The organism is Methyloceanibacter sp., assembly GCF_035650995.1.
GTDB lineage: Bacteria > Pseudomonadota > Alphaproteobacteria > Rhizobiales > Methyloligellaceae > Methyloceanibacter.
Genome location: NZ_DASRGO010000189.1, coordinates 1 through 12,243, shown reverse-complemented (window position 1 = coordinate 12,243; position 12,243 = coordinate 1). Strand labels below are relative to the sequence as shown.

The 12,243-nt window shown below is 63.2% G+C and carries 14 protein-coding genes; 10 read left to right on the top strand and 4 right to left on the bottom strand.

Going from position 1 to position 12,243, the window contains the following annotated elements; genetic code table 11:
- Nucleotides 1–217: 217 nt before the first annotated feature.
- Nucleotides 218–649 carry a protoporphyrinogen oxidase HemJ gene (gene hemJ, locus VFB18_RS14085; RefSeq protein WP_324976592.1) on the bottom strand — a complete coding sequence of 144 codons (432 nt, stop codon included), beginning with the start codon at nt 647–649 and terminating at the stop codon, nt 218–220.
- 127 nt (nt 650–776) lie between these two features.
- Entirely contained in the window at nt 777–1,817 is a 1,041-nt protein-coding gene (gene hemE, locus VFB18_RS14080) for a uroporphyrinogen decarboxylase (RefSeq protein WP_324976589.1), read from the bottom strand.
- Nucleotides 1,818–2,247: 430 nt separating this feature from the next.
- Between hemE and VFB18_RS14075 the strand changes: the two genes are divergently transcribed.
- The 5 genes from VFB18_RS14075 (at nt 2,248) to dnaQ (ending at nt 5,954) form a co-directional block, all read left to right on the top strand.
- Nucleotides 2,248–3,081: a pyruvate, water dikinase regulatory protein gene (locus tag VFB18_RS14075; protein ID WP_324976585.1), complete on the top strand. Its 834-nt coding sequence runs from the start codon at nt 2,248–2,250 to the stop codon at nt 3,079–3,081.
- Nucleotides 3,078–3,701 carry a Maf family protein gene (locus VFB18_RS14070; RefSeq protein ID WP_324976583.1) on the top strand — a complete coding sequence of 208 codons (624 nt, stop codon included), beginning with the start codon at nt 3,078–3,080 and terminating at the stop codon, nt 3,699–3,701. The genes VFB18_RS14075 and VFB18_RS14070 overlap by 4 nt, the downstream gene beginning before the upstream one ends.
- A 1-nt stretch (nt 3,702) precedes the next feature.
- Nucleotides 3,703–4,536: a shikimate dehydrogenase gene (locus VFB18_RS14065; protein ID WP_324976581.1), complete on the top strand. Its 834-nt coding sequence runs from the start codon at nt 3,703–3,705 to the stop codon at nt 4,534–4,536.
- Nucleotides 4,536–5,153, top strand: a complete 618-nt coding sequence (gene coaE, locus VFB18_RS14060) for a dephospho-CoA kinase (RefSeq protein WP_324976578.1) — start codon at nt 4,536–4,538, stop codon at nt 5,151–5,153. The genes VFB18_RS14065 and coaE overlap by 1 nt, the downstream gene beginning before the upstream one ends.
- 120 nt (nt 5,154–5,273) lie before the next feature.
- On the top strand, nt 5,274–5,954 hold the full coding sequence (gene dnaQ / locus VFB18_RS14055) for a DNA polymerase III subunit epsilon (RefSeq protein WP_324976575.1): 681 nt from the start codon (nt 5,274–5,276) through the stop codon (nt 5,952–5,954).
- 27 nt (nt 5,955–5,981) lie between these two features.
- Here dnaQ and secB read toward each other — a convergent pair whose 3' ends face one another.
- Nucleotides 5,982–6,545: a protein-export chaperone SecB gene (secB, locus tag VFB18_RS14050; protein ID WP_324976572.1), complete on the bottom strand. Its 564-nt coding sequence runs from the start codon at nt 6,543–6,545 to the stop codon at nt 5,982–5,984.
- Nucleotides 6,546–6,854: 309 nt separating this feature from the next.
- Between secB and VFB18_RS14045 the strand changes: the two genes are divergently transcribed.
- From VFB18_RS14045 to VFB18_RS14030, 4 genes are all read left to right on the top strand, one after another.
- Nucleotides 6,855–7,589: a Tim44/TimA family putative adaptor protein gene (locus VFB18_RS14045; RefSeq protein WP_324976570.1), complete on the top strand. Its 735-nt coding sequence runs from the start codon at nt 6,855–6,857 to the stop codon at nt 7,587–7,589.
- A 9-nt stretch (nt 7,590–7,598) separates the two neighbouring features.
- A complete protein-coding gene (locus VFB18_RS14040; protein ID WP_324976566.1) occupies nt 7,599–8,684 on the top strand; it encodes a murein transglycosylase A in 1,086 nt (361 codons plus the stop codon).
- A 53-nt stretch (nt 8,685–8,737) separates the two neighbouring features.
- Nucleotides 8,738–9,295: a Smr/MutS family protein gene (locus VFB18_RS14035; protein WP_324976563.1), complete on the top strand. Its 558-nt coding sequence runs from the start codon at nt 8,738–8,740 to the stop codon at nt 9,293–9,295.
- A gap of 116 nt (nt 9,296–9,411) precedes the next feature.
- A complete protein-coding gene (locus VFB18_RS14030; RefSeq protein ID WP_324976560.1) occupies nt 9,412–9,687 on the top strand; it encodes a hypothetical protein in 276 nt (91 codons plus the stop codon).
- Between the two features lie 563 nt (nt 9,688–10,250).
- Here the strand turns inward: VFB18_RS14030 and VFB18_RS14025 are convergent.
- Nucleotides 10,251–10,547, bottom strand: coding sequence for a hypothetical protein (locus VFB18_RS14025; protein ID WP_324976557.1), 297 nt, complete (start codon nt 10,545–10,547; stop codon nt 10,251–10,253).
- Nucleotides 10,548–10,914: 367 nt separating this feature from the next.
- On the opposite strand from VFB18_RS14025, the gene VFB18_RS14020 reads away from it, so the two are divergent.
- A partial coding sequence (locus VFB18_RS14020) for a hypothetical protein (protein ID WP_324976555.1) occupies nt 10,915–12,243 on the top strand: 1,329 nt, incomplete at its 3' end.

The following is a 12,243-nucleotide window of genomic DNA, read 5'->3' as shown; positions in this document are numbered from 1 at the left end:
GGATGTTTTCTAGGGTTTCGATGGCCGCGCTCACTCAAGCCCGGCGCTAAAGGATGGGGATAGGATTGCCTCGGCGGGAAGGCGAACGTGCACCGCCTGCTCCACTCCGGGGGACCCGATCTTTTTGGGGAAAAGGAAGGGCCGCGACAGCGTCCCGAATTGGATGCGACTCAACTATAGCAGACGCCAACGCCGGGCGAAATAGCTTTGCCTCCTTCTAAAATGGGCGAACGACGACAAGAATCACGATCAGAATCATGAGCAGCGTCGGGACCTCGTTGGCAATGCGGTAGAAACGCGCCGAGCGCGTATTGCGATCCAAGGCAAAGTCTTTCGTCCATTTCGCCAGGAAGCCATGGTAGGCGGACAGGAGGATGACGAGGACGAGCTTCAGGTGGAACCAGCCGTCCTTGGACCAGTCGATCAGGCCGGAGAAAGCGAGCCATAGCCCGAGCACCCAGCTTGCAATCATCGCCGGCGTGGTGATGTATCGGAGCAGTCTCCGCTCCATCACCTTGAAGGTCTCGGATTGCTCGGAGCCCTCTTTGCTTTGGGCGTGATAGACGAACAGCCGTGGCAGGTAAAGAAGACCTGCCATCCAGGCAATGATAGCAATGATGTGGAAGGCTTTGATATAGGCGATCAACATCGCATGCCAGGGTTATTCCTTCCTAGTCATGCCCGGCCTCGATCCGGGCATCCAGAGCGACCCACTCGGAGCAAATGATCTCTGGATTGCCGGGTCAAGCGCGGCAATGACGTACTTTCTATTTAACCTATGCCTTCACCAGGCGGATCAGCCGCTCGACATGGGCGATCGGGGTCTCGGGCTGAATGCCATGACCGAGATTGAAAATGAAGGGGCCAGACCCTAGGGCGGCCAGCGTCGCCTCGACGCGGGCGTCGAGCGCGGGGCCGCCCGCGACGAGCAGAAGCGGATCGAGATTGCCCTGCACGGCAAGCAGCGGCTGGAGCTCGCGCCCGATCCACTCGAGCGGGAGGGTCGTGTCGCAGCCGATGGCGTCAACACCCGTCTCCCGCGCATAGCGGACGGCAAGGGGCCCGGAGCCCCGCGGAAAGCCGATCACCGGAATCTCGGGCGCCGACGCATTGACCCGCTCCACAATCCGGCGCGTCGGCTCGATGCACCAACGAGCGAATTCGTCCTCGGGAAGGCTTCCCGCCCAACTGTCGAAAATCTGCAGCACACTCGCTCCGGCACGCACCTGGCCGAGCAGATATTCGGCAGAGGTCTCGACGAGAAGATCGACCAACTGCCCGAAGGTCTCGGGCTCGCGATAGGCCCAAAGCCTCGCCTCGGCTTGGTCCTTACTCCCGCGCCCTTCGACCATGTAGGTCGCAACCGTCCATGGCGCGCCGCAAAAGCCAATCACCGGTACATCGCACGGAAGATTGGCGCAGACCCGCGCCAACGTTTCATAGACCGGCGCCAACCTCGCCTCGGCAATTTCCGGCTCGAGCTTTGCAACAGCCCCTCCGTCCTTCACCGGATCGAGCCTGGGTCCTTCACCCTCAACAAACTCGAGGCTCTGCCCGAGCGCGTAAGGCACGATGAGGATGTCCGAAAACACAATCGCCGCATCGAGATCGAAGCGCCGCAACGGCTGGAGCGTGACCTCGGCGGCAAGCTCGGGCGTAAGGCAGAGATCGAGGAACGACGCAACCTTGCTTCTGATTTCCCGATACTCAGGCAGATAACGCCCGGCTTGGCGCATGAGCCAGATCGGGGGCGGTATGCTTGGATGGCCGGACAGGGCCTTGAGGAGAGCGCTGCCGGGGAGAGAGGTCCGCGCCATCGGCGTTCCTAAAAATCAATAAGGAGAGTCTCTTAAAGGTTTCTACTGTTACTACTTGGGCGTGGATAGCGGACATTCACGGCTGTGCCCAGGCTCTCTACAGAACAGGCAACCGCCTGGGATACGATATTGTCGAGTGAGGAAGGGAGTTGTGGCTAATTGGCGGTGGTCGCTCATCGCGAGGCTTCAAGCGGAGGCCTTCGGCCCCGCGGGAGGATCGTGGGCGAGGGGCCTAATCTCCTGTGGAGAGAGTGGGCGTAGGGTTGGGGATGCGGATGGGTATTGCAGGAGGTGGTGCGCAAAGCGTCATTTTCTCGACATCGGCGAATCTGTGAAGAAGTTGCCCCTATTGTCATGGAGGGAGGGGTAGAGAAGCGCGCCCTGCGGTAGTTGCTCCCTTAACGCAACGAGGTTATCCAGAGGCATTGCCATGGATATCCAGCGCACCTTTCACCTCCACATGATCTCCGACTCGACCGGAGAGACGCTGACCGTCATCGCCAAGGCGGTCAGGGTGCAGTACGCCCAGGTGCGGGCGATCGAGCATCTCCACCCGCTGGTGCGAAGCCGGCGCGAGCTCGAACGCGTACTTAAGGACGTTGAGGCCGCGCCCGGCATCGTGCTTTACACCCTGTTCAATCGGGAGCTCGCCGAGGAGCTCGAGAAATCTTGCAAACGGCTCAATGTACCGTGCGTGTTCGCGCTGAAACCGATCCTCCAGGTGTTCGAATCCTATCTCGGCACGCCGGCGACGCCGACCGTCGGAGGCCAGCACGTGCTCGATGCCGACTATTTCCGCCGCATCGAGGCGCTCAATTTCACCATGCTGCATGACGACGGCCACCTGCCGCAGAATCTGAACGACGCCGACATCATCCTGGTCGGCATCAGCCGAACGTCGAAAACGCCGACCTCGATCTATCTCGCCAATCGTGGCTTCAAGACCGCCAATGTTCCGCTCGTAGCGGGCGTCCCGCTTCCCGCTCAGCTCGAGCAGCCGACACGCGCCTTCGTCGTGGGGCTGGTCGCCTCGGCCGACCGTATTGCGCAAGTCCGCCAGAACCGCATCATCGAGCAGTCGCACGGCCATCTCGAGGACTATGTCGATCGCGACACGATCGCAGCCGAGATCGCCCAGACACGCCAGCTCTGCGCGCGGCACGGCTGGCCGATCATCGACGTGACGCGACGGTCCATCGAGGAGACTGCCGCGGCCATCATCCGGCTCTATCACGACCGCGAAGCGCCGGCGCTCGAAGCATGAGCGGTTTCCTGCAAGCGGGACGCCCGCCTTTGATTCTCGCCTCCACCAGCAAGATCCGGGCGCGGATTCTCGAGGGCGCGGGACTTGCCTTCATCGTCGAGCCGCCGGGGCTTGACGAGAGCGTCATGCGCCAGGCGGTGAGCGGCGAAAAGGTCCTTGGCCCGCACGACGTCGCCGAAGTCCTTGCACGCGCCAAGGCGGAAGCCGTGAGCGAGCTTGCCCGCAAGGCCTATGTCATCGGAGCCGATCAGGTGCTCGCCTTCGGCGATCAGATCCTGACCAAGCCGGACAGCATGGAGGCGGCGCGACGGCAATTGCTCGACCTCAGCGGCAAGACGCATATGCTGCATAGCTCTGTCGCGGTGGCGACGGAGGGCGAAACCATTTGGTCAACGACCGAGACCGCGACGCTGACCATGCGCAAGCTGTCTCCCGAATTCATCGGGCATTATCTCGCCGCGGCGGGCGAGGAGGTGCTCAATTCGGTCGGCGCCTATCAGATCGAGTCGATCGGCATTCAGCTGTTCGAGACGATCGACGGCGATTACTACGTTATCCTTGGCCTTCCGCTCATTCCGCTCCTCGATACGCTTCGGCGCGAGGGCGTCATCGAGGCCTGAAATGAAGCGCGCCTGCGTCATCGGCTGGCCGGTCGAGCATTCGCGCTCGCCCATCATCCATCGGTACTGGCTTTCGCTCTACGGCATCGACGGCGCCTACGAGAAGGAGGCCGTGCCGCCGGAAGCGGCGAGAGACTTCATGCGCTCGCTCAAGCAGCACGGCTACGTGGGGGCGAACGTCACCCTGCCGCACAAGCTCGCCGCGCTCGAAGCAGCCGATGTGAGGGACGCGGCGGCGCGCGCGATTGGCGCCGCCAACACGTTGTGGCTCGACGGCGAGGGCAGGCTCAATGCGAGCAACACCGATGCCTACGGCTTCATGACCAATCTTGCCGAGCAGGCGCCGAAGTGGAACGAGGGGGGGCGCCCGGTCATGGTGCTCGGGGCGGGAGGCGCCGCGCGGGCGATCCTCTATGGACTTTTCCAAGGCGGAGCGTCGAAGGTGCTGCTTGCCAATCGGAGCCGGGCGCGGGCCGAGGAGCTCGCATCCAACTTTCCGTCGCGCGTCGAGGTGGTCGATTGGGACACCCGCAATTTCGCCTTCGAGGGCTGCGGGCTCCTGGTCAATACGACGAGCCTCGGCATGACCGGACAGGAGCGGCTTGCGGTCGATCTCGCCGCGCTCCCGACCGACGCGGTTGTCGCCGATATCGTCTACAGCCCGCTCGAGACGCGGCTCCTCGCCGACGCGCGCGAACGCGGAAATATCGCCGTCGATGGACTCGGCATGCTGCTGCATCAGGCCGCGCCAGGCTTCGAGCGCTGGTTCGGCGTCCGCCCCGAGGTCACGCCCGAGCTCAGGATGCACGTCATCGCCTCCCTGGGGGCCAAGTGATGCTGGTCATCGGCCTGACAGGCGGGATCGGCATGGGTAAATCCGCCGCCGCCGAGCATCTCGCCCGTTCCGGCATTCCCGTGTTCAACGCCGATTCTTGCGTGCACCGGCTCTACGAGGGCGAGGCCGTCCCGCTCATCGAGGCCGCCTTCCCCGGCGTTACGCGCGCGGGCAAGGTCGACCGCACGCGTCTTGCCGCCGAGGTCGCCGGCAGGCCTAAGCGTCTCAAAGAACTCGAGGCCATCGTGCACCCGATGGTGGTGAAGGCCGAGATTGATTTTCTCATCGAGGAGGAGAAGAGGGGCGCCGAGTTCGCCGTGCTCGAGATCCCCCTTCTATTCGAGACGGGCGCCGACAGCCGCGTCGATGTCACGGTCGTGCTGAGCGCGCCGCATGACGTACAACGAGAACGGGTGCTGGCGCGGCCCGGCATGACGGTCGAGAAGCTCGAGCATCTGCTTGCGCGCCAGCTTCCCGATCAGGAGAAGCGCGCGCGCGCCGACTTCGTTGTGGACAGCGGCACGGGCCTTGCGGACATGCACCGGCAGATCGATAAACTTATCGAGTCGCTCCGCGGCCGGCCGGGCCGGGTCATGGAGCGATTGCGTCACTCGTAACCGGAATAGGAGCACGTCATTGGGGCTTGACCCGGCAATCAAGGGCCGCTTGTTCAGCTTCGTTGCCCTGGATGCCCGGCTCGGCCGGGCATGACGAAGGAACAAAGAGACAAGCAATCAATGCGCGAGATCGTGCTCGATACCGAGACGACGGGACTCGATCCCTTCGACGGCCACCGCATCGTCGAGATCGGTTGCGTCGAGCTAATCAACCGCATCCCGACGGGACGGGTGTGGCACTGCCACGTGAACCCGGAGCGCGACGTGCCCTACGCGGCTTTCGAGGTGCACGGCCTCACGACCGAGTTCCTGCGCGACAAACCGCGCTTCGCCGATCTCGCCGACGATATGCTCGCCTTCATCGACAGCGCCATGCTGGTGATGCATAACGCGGCTTTCGACTTCGGCTTTCTCAACGCCGAGCTCGACCGCATCGCGCGGCCGCTGCTTGGCTGGGACCGGGTTGTCGATACGCTCGCGCTCGCGCGGCGGCGGCACCCGGGCGCGCCGTGCAGCCTCGACGCGCTATGCAAGCGATATGGCATCGACCTCTCCGAGCGCGAGAAGCACAGCGCGCTCCTCGACTGCCGGCTGCTGGCACGCGTCTATGCCGAGCTCGTCGGCGGACATCAGGCGCGGCTCGACTTTGCCGTGGCGGGCGGCCAGGGCGCTCTGCTCAGGACGCACGCGCTTCCCGTGCGGGTCCGGCCGCTTCTACCGAGGCTCACGGCGGCCGAGATCGAGGCGCACCGCGCTTTTGTGGCAAGCCTCGGCGCGGGCGCCGTCTGGCTGCGCTATTAGCTTCCTCTCCCGTTGAGGGAAGGCGAGCTAGTTCTTGATGGCCTGGTTGGCTTCGGCGCGGGCAAGGTTCTCGGCGAACAGCCTGCCGAAATCGATCGGGTCGAGCATGAGCGGCGGAAAGCCGCCGTCACGCGTCACGTCGGCAAGCACCCGGCGCATGAAGGGGAAGATCAGCGTCGGGCAGTCGATGAAGAGGACGGGCTGAAGCAGGTTCTGCGGAATGTTGCGCAGGCGGAACAGCCCGCCATAGAGCAGCTCGACGTTATAGATCACGCCGCGGTCGTTGCTGGCGTGGACCTCGACTTGGAGCGTCACCTCGTAATTGTCGTCGCCGCGCGGCTCGGCCCCCACATTGACCCCGACCTTGAGCTGAGGATTCTGCCCGGGCCCTTGCAGGGACTGCGGCGCGGCGGGATTCTCGAAGGAGAGGTCCTTAACGTATTGGGCGAGCACCTGAAGCTGAGCCTGTTGGGCTGCGCGCGCGGCGCCCGGGGTGGCCGGCGCGCTACCCGGGCTCGCGGCGCCCTCGGCCTCCGGCCCATTGCCACTCTCCTTGCCGGGCTGATCCTCGGTCGGGCTCTTCTTAGCCATGACGGTTCCTCGAAATCTTGCGTCAGGGTGGCTAGCACGGGAGGCAAGCGCGCTGCAAATCCAACAGGCCGGGCAAGGAGGGCCGGGGTGACCCGCCGCGGCAAGAGCGAATTAAGCGCGACGGGCGTTTAGGGTTGGCTTGGAGCGGGCTAATGCCGTAAGTTGTGGGGTGTGGCGCTGGCAGGTGTGGGACAATCCTGCTTGTATTCAAGGCTCCCGCTGGCAAATCTCCGGGCGCGCACCATATCCGCCTGGAGGGTTCCGCAACTGGACGCGGGCTAATCCATTGAACGCGGGTGGCAGCAAGGTATGAGTGAAGCTTTCGACATCTATACGCTGTTGTTTCTGGTCCTCGCGGTCGTGATCTTCATCCGGCTGCGCAACGTGCTCGGGCGCAGGACCGGGAACGAGCGGCCGCCGTTCGATCCCTATTCGGCGCCGGAGGCCAAACGGCCCTCGCCCGCCGATGCCAACGAGCCTGTCGTCGCCCTGCCGCGCGGCCGCGGCCGTACCACGCCGATGAGCGAGACCTCCGTCCCCTCAGCGGAGGACATCGAGGCAAGGCTCGGCCGGCATGCTCAGAAGGACAGCCCGCTCGGCCAGTCGCTCACCACGCTAATGCGCGCCGACCCCTCGTTCGATCCAGGACATTTCCTCGATGGCGCCAGGATCGCCTACGAGGCGATCGTGTTGGCCTTCGCGGAAGGCGACCGGGCGACGCTCAAGGAGCTGCTCGCAAACGACGTCTATGACGGTTTCGCGCGCGCCATCACCGACCGCGAAAGCCGCGGCGAAAAGGTGGAGTCGAGCTTGGTGGGCATCGACAAGGCCGACATCATCGAGGCTGAGGTCAAGAACCGCACCGCCTACGTCACGGTGAAATTCGTGAGCGAGTTGATCTCGGTGACGCGCGATACGGAGGGCGAGGTGGTCGAGGGCGACCCGAAGAAGGTGCGCGAGGTCACCGACATCTGGACCTTCTGCCGCGACGTCGCTTCGAAGAACCCGAACTGGAAGCTGGTCGCCACCGAAGCGGCCAATTAGCCCAAGGCATTGCCGCGCGCCGCACTCGCTGCCACCATCGCGCTCCTGCTCGGAGCCTGCGACGTGGACAGCGACAAGATCGACTTGAAGCCGGTGAGCTTCGCCGAGCTTCCCGGCTGGGAAGAGGACGATCATGCCGCGGCCTTCCGCGCGCTGCTCAAGTCCTGCCATGCCGACCCCGAGCTTCCCTATTGCGCGGCGGCCATTCTTCTCGGCGACGGCGTCAGCGAAGCCGCCGCGCGAAGCTTCTTCGAGGACCTCTATACGCCGCACCGCATCGAAGGTGGCGGCACGCAAGGCCTCGTCACCGCCTATTACGAGCCGGAGGTGAGGGGTTCGCGCGAAAAGACAGGCGCGTTCCAGGTCCCGGTCTATGGCAAGCCCGACGATCTCGTCACCATCATCACAGAGACCGAGCGGGCGCGCTTCAACGACCGCATCACCGGCTTCCGCGACACGCCGGAGGGCCGCGTGCCCTATTACACGCGCGCCGAGATCTGGGGAGGCGCGCTAGAGGGGCGCGGGCTCGAGCTCCTTTATCTCGATGACCCGGTCGAGCTTTTCTACATGCAGGTGCAAGGCTCCGGCGTGGTGCGCCTGCCCGATGGAAGCCGGGTGAGGCTCACCTACGCCGGCAAGAACGGCCATCCCTACACCTCGATCGGCAAGCTCCTCGTCGAACGCGGCGCGATCGCGAAAGGCGCCGCCAACATGGAGGCGGTGAAGGCGTGGCTCCACGCCGATCCCAGCCGCGCGCGGGCGCTCATGGAGGAGAATCGCTCCTATGTGTTCTTCAGCGAACTCGAGGCCTCCGCGCCGCTCGGCGCCGAAGGCGTGCCGCTCACGGCAGGCCGCAGCCTCGCCGTCGATGCCGCCTATCACCGCCTCGGCCTCCCGATCTTCGTTGCGGCTCCCGATGTCAAGGGCGAGGACGGCAGACCGTTCCGGCGGCTGATGATCGCCCAGGACGTCGGCTCGGCGATCAGGGGACCGGAGCGGGGCGACATCTTCTTCGGCACGGGCGAGGCGGCCGGCGCGCTCGCGGGCGGGGTGGCGCATGCCGCGCGGTTCTACGTGCTGCTGCCGAAGCGTTAGCCGTCTCCCGTTGCCGTGTGTGAAAATTAAAATGTCGCGTCTTATGATCAACCATGGGCAAGCGCGGTCAGCATCGCGACAGCGATACGGAGCTGTGGGAGCGGGTGGCGCGCAGCGCGCGGCCGCTCAAGAAGACACGCCCCGCTGTCAAGGCCGCGATTCCAAAACCGGCAAAGAGCCTTGAGGTAGAGGAGCCTTTATCCGCCCTCGCGCCAGCGGCCAAGCCGGTACCGAAGCCAGCGCCGATCGCGAAGGGCGAAGCCCTCGATCGCGGAACGGCGCGCAAGCTCGAGCGCGGACATCTCCCGGTCGAGGCGCGGCTCGACCTCCACGGCATGCGGCAGCGTGAGGCGCATGCCGCGCTCAGGCGCTTCCTCAAATCGGCGCAAGGCAAAGGCTACCGCCATGTGCTCGTCATCACCGGCAAAGGCGCCGAGGCCGATCAGCCACGCAGCTTCTACGAGGAGGAGGCGCGCGGGGTGCTGCGCCAAGCCGTGCCGCACTGGTTGGCGGCGCCGGACCTCGCCCATGTCGTGGTGAGCTTCTCGCCGGCGCCGCGCCGCCTCGGCGGCGAGGGCGCGCTCTATGTGCGGCTGCGCAAGGGCCGTTAACCGACCTTGGGGCAGGCGGTTTGCTCTGCCTCAACCCTCGCGCAGGGGCTATACTGCCGTCGTCTCGCACATCGACCGCGAGAGTCCATCGCCAAGGCTACGTTAGGGAGGTGACAATGCAAGTGAAGTTTGCGACCTCTGCAGCCGTCCTGGTTTTAGCGGCAATCGCCTTTAGCCTAACACCCGATCTCGCCCACGCCACCTCCAAGAAGATCCCCGGCGGCGTGGCCACCGGAAAGCTCAAGGGTTCGACGGTCATGGAGCTCACCACGTCCGACTGCCGCAAGGTGGACGGCACGGTGATCCACGTCGGAGACGACCGGTGCGGGTCCTCGCATCAATATTGCAAGCTCTCCAACGGCAACGCCGTGTGCATCGACAAGGCTGACTGAATTTGCCGCACGGTGTCCTGCGCGGTCTTGCCTTGAGATGCCGTCGTTGCGATTTTTTGCTGGTCTTTGTTTAAGGGTTTACCGCGGCAGAAGCGGCTTTGAGCCGCCGAATCGTCATGGTCCCGCGCCGAGCCCGTCCATGCGTGCTCGGCGCAAGGCGCGGTGAACGCGGCCCACCTGAAAGCACCTTCGAGATCGATGTTGCCCGTGCGTTCACTCGCACGAGAGCTAACCGGAGGACAGAGAGATGCCTTGGCGAGCGACATTGATAGTTCTGCTTACGCTGATCAATTCGCAGGCACAGGCGGTCAAAAGCGGAGGCGGTGGAGGTGCCGGCTTTGCCTGCGAGGGCACGACATGCATCTGCAACGGCACGTATACGGACTGCAAGAGCATGGAGGATTCCTGCAAGGACAAGATTACGTGCACCGGTTCCTACTGTTCATGCACAAAGAAGGCCGCCGCCAAAGGCGAACCCTCAACGAAAATTCCAAAGCCTAAAGGCAATATTCAGCGCTACTGACGCCCAAATCGAAGCGATTTGAGCGGGGCGAGATTGGCTACTACCGTGGCGCGGCTTTGATCCCGGGTTTAACTGTTCCGGGCTTGACCACGCTCCCCCGGGCAGCTCCTCCCGCCTTGCATTTCGCAAGCACCTGCTCTTCGCAGTATTTCTCGCACGCGAGATTGGATCCCGGAGGTCCGCAGCCTCTCAGGCACTCGTGGAACATTTCCGTGCAGGCGCCGTCCGAGGTCCCGCTGCCCGTGGCCTTGAGCGCCAGTGCGGCGCGATCCGGGAATGAAACCGCGCAAGTAGCGGCGAGCAAAAGAGCGATCAGACCGATCCGTGGCTTCCTCATCGAAGCCTCCATACCGGGCCAAGGCTGCTTGCGCCTTCGGGAAATACGCAAGCGGACGATCCGGGCAAACGATCATAGCACCGTTGCCGCCAAGACACGAACCTTGCCTTCGCCGCCTCTCAAGGCTGTCTCAGCAGGGGGAGCACGAAATTGGCGCGCTCTTTACGACAACGTTGGGAAGGATCGCGACCTCGTAGCCAAGCGCGGGGCAGAGCGCGAGGAGCCGCGCGTCCGCCGTGGCGGTTTTAATCGCCCTATGTGCGGGTGCGAACGTCAGAAGTGAGCCGATTTTCGCTAGTGCACGGCAACGGGTAGCACGATCTCTCTCAACCTGCGATACTTACTCAAATGCCAAGTGAGGGCCTTGGTGAGCGATCTGCCCGAATTCCTGGTTGGAGGCGAGCGAGCACGCCTGATTCCGGTGGCCCCGTCAGGCCACCGCGAGCGGCAAGCCTGTTCTGTCCTACTTGCAGTACTTAGTGTTGTGTACCCGTTTGCTCGACATGTGTTCTCGCGAATGGGGTACCGTCTCGGACGTCGGTCGTGGATCGAGGCCTACACGGAGATCGTTTTCAAGAAGCAAGATCCAGATGATGCAGACGATCGCCCGGATGGTCTCCTTTTGGCCCGCTCCACTCAATCAGAGTGGAGCGCCATCATTGAAGCAAAGATCGGCGCTTCCAGGATCAAGCCAGATCAGATCGCTCGCTATTACAAGATCGCGAAAGCAAACCGTATCGACGCGATCATCACGATTTCGAACGAACTCACCACCAGACCCGACCACTTGCCATACGACCTTCCCACAGACATCGGTGGCGGTGTGGCCATCTTCCATTGGTCGTGGCCAACTCTTTGCATGATTGCAGCTGGCGTAGTGAAGGAAGCGTCGAGCTTCGACGAGGAGCAGGCCTTCATCCTGAAAGAAGCAATTCGCTATTTCGATCACCAGAACAGTGAGATTCGTGGCTTAACTTCGATGCCATCAAGTTGGAACGGCCTGGTGCAACGCTTGAGAGCCGGCGCCGCGGTCAGGAGGGATGATGCCGACGTCATCGACGCGCTCCGCAGTTGGCACCAGGCTCAAGCCAGCTTTTGTGTGGCCCTAACCCGTGAGGTTGGAGTGCAATTCAACGTGAAGCTACGCCGTCAGTACCAATACGATCAGCAACAACTTTGGGCGGACGATCTCTCGTTCTTTGTTGAAAACAACCAACTATCGTTCGAGTTTGAAGTGCCGGATGCGCCAGGCGAACTGCATGTCACCGTTGATGTTCAAAAGAGGAATGTGATTTGTAGCCTCTTGGTTGCAGCACCGAGTAGCCCAAAGCAGTACGTGGGCAAATTGAACTGGCTCCTCAAGCAACTTCCGCCCGAGAGCGACGCCACAGCGAGCATTCATGTCATTTGGAAACATGGCCGGAGGACATCAGCCGGTCTTTCAGAACTCCGCTCGAATCCAGAGATCGCTCGAATCGAAAAACAGGGAGCGCAGCCCAGGGCCTTCGAGATCGTTGCGGCCACCGACCTTGATCGCAAGTTCGGTCCCCAAAGCTTTCCTCAGGCCGTTCAATCCGCAATTCTCGATTTTTACGAGACGGTTGTGAAACACCTTCGAGCACCGAAGTCGCCGCGCTCGGCTGAAGGAGCAGAGCTGATCGATGAGGATGCCGAAGATGCATGGATGCCAACGGCC

Excerpts from the sequence above, each read along its gene's own strand:
- VFB18_RS14070 (WP_324976583.1), top strand. The coding sequence starts at position 3,078 with ATGAGCGGTTTCCTGCAAGCGGGACGCCCGCCTTTGATTCTCGCCTCC.
- secB (WP_324976572.1), bottom strand. The coding sequence starts at position 6,545 with ATGGCTAAGAAGAGCCCGACCGAGGATCAGCCCGGCAAGGAGAGTGGC.
- coaE (WP_324976578.1), top strand. The coding sequence starts at position 4,536 with ATGCTGGTCATCGGCCTGACAGGCGGGATCGGCATGGGTAAATCCGCC.
- VFB18_RS14075 (WP_324976585.1), top strand. The coding sequence starts at position 2,248 with ATGGATATCCAGCGCACCTTTCACCTCCACATGATCTCCGACTCGACC.
- VFB18_RS14065 (WP_324976581.1), top strand. The coding sequence starts at position 3,703 with ATGAAGCGCGCCTGCGTCATCGGCTGGCCGGTCGAGCATTCGCGCTCG.
- hemE (WP_324976589.1), bottom strand. The coding sequence starts at position 1,817 with ATGGCGCGGACCTCTCTCCCCGGCAGCGCTCTCCTCAAGGCCCTGTCC.
- VFB18_RS14030 (WP_324976560.1), top strand. The coding sequence starts at position 9,412 with ATGCAAGTGAAGTTTGCGACCTCTGCAGCCGTCCTGGTTTTAGCGGCA.
- VFB18_RS14045 (WP_324976570.1), top strand. The coding sequence starts at position 6,855 with ATGAGTGAAGCTTTCGACATCTATACGCTGTTGTTTCTGGTCCTCGCG.
- dnaQ (WP_324976575.1), top strand. The coding sequence starts at position 5,274 with ATGCGCGAGATCGTGCTCGATACCGAGACGACGGGACTCGATCCCTTC.
- VFB18_RS14035 (WP_324976563.1), top strand. The coding sequence starts at position 8,738 with ATGGGCAAGCGCGGTCAGCATCGCGACAGCGATACGGAGCTGTGGGAG.
- hemJ (WP_324976592.1), bottom strand. The coding sequence starts at position 649 with ATGTTGATCGCCTATATCAAAGCCTTCCACATCATTGCTATCATTGCC.
- VFB18_RS14025 (WP_324976557.1), bottom strand. The coding sequence starts at position 10,547 with ATGAGGAAGCCACGGATCGGTCTGATCGCTCTTTTGCTCGCCGCTACT.